This is a genomic window from Hansschlegelia beijingensis (assembly GCF_045505405.1).
GTDB lineage: Bacteria > Pseudomonadota > Alphaproteobacteria > Rhizobiales > Methylopilaceae > Methylopila > Methylopila beijingensis_A.
This window is the reverse complement of the sequence record NZ_JBJKEX010000576.1, coordinates 1-1,069: the sequence shown is the minus strand read 5'-3', so window position 1 is coordinate 1,069 and position 1,069 is coordinate 1. Positions and strand designations below refer to the sequence as shown.

The window sequence follows — 1,069 nt, the reverse complement described above, 5'->3', positions numbered from 1 at the left end:
CAACACGCCCATCCCGCGGGACCGGGAGCGGGTCGCGGTCCCGCGGGATGGGCGTGTTGGGCGTGATCTTCGCGATGCTCGGCGGGGCGGCGCTCGCCGTGCTGACGATCGCGCTGTTCGGCCGCGACCTCATCCCTGCGGTCCAGCCCGACGACGCGCGGGTCGCCGCCGCTGAAAGAAAGCTCGACGCCCTTGGCGGCGAAGTCGCGGCCCTGCGTGACCGCGCTGGCCAGAGCGCCCCGGCGGGCGACGCCGGCGCCGTGGACGAGAGGCTCGCCGAGGTCGGCAAGACGATCGAGGCGACGAACGCCCGGGCCGAGGCGCTGGAGAAGCAGGTCGCCGAACTGACGGCCAAGGTCGAATCGTCGCCGCCGGGCGCCGATCAGCCTGCCGTCGATCCGTCCGCCGTCGCCACGCTCACCAGCCGCATCGAAGCGATCGAGCAGCGCGGCTCGCCTGCGGACGCGGTCGCTGGTCTCGACAAACGGGTCACTGATCTCGACGGGCGGATTTCCGATCTCGACGGGAAGGTCGCCGCGCTTGGCGGCCGCCTAGACAAGGTCGCGACCGCAGAGCAGCTCGACGCCGTGTCCGCGAAGGTGCCGGAGACGGTCGCGGAAGCGGTGAAGCCCCTCGACGGGCGCGTGGCGTCGGTGGAAAGCGCCCTCAAGGCGCGGCCGGCGGGAGATCCCGCGGCCCGCAACCTGGTGGCGCTCGGCGCGCTCGAGCAGGCGCTCGACGCGGGGCGGCCCTTTGCGGTTGAGCTCGACGCGGTGAAGACCTCGACGTCGAATGGCGAGCTCACGGCGCTCGACGCGTTCGCGGCCTCCGGGGTTCCGACCCGGGCCGCTCTGGCGCAGGAGCTGGCCGGGATCATGGCCCAGCTTCCGGCGGAGAAGCCGGCGGAGTCGGCCTCGCTGTTCGACAAGTTCGTCGCGAGCGCGGGCTCGGTGGTGAAGGTGACCCCGAAGGACGCCGGCTCTGCGGCCGAGAACCCGCGCGCGCAGGTCGCGGCGCTTGCGACCGCCGGCTGTCAGCCTCCTTTGATGGAGCGGCTCGGCCGCCCGTT

Annotated in this window: 1 pseudogene; it reads left to right on the top strand. The window is 73.2% G+C overall.

The window, feature by feature from the left end:
* Positions 1 to 53 precede the first annotated feature (53 nt).
* A pseudogene (locus ACIKT0_RS18830) lies at positions 54 to 1,069 on the top strand (hypothetical protein); the annotation flags it as partial.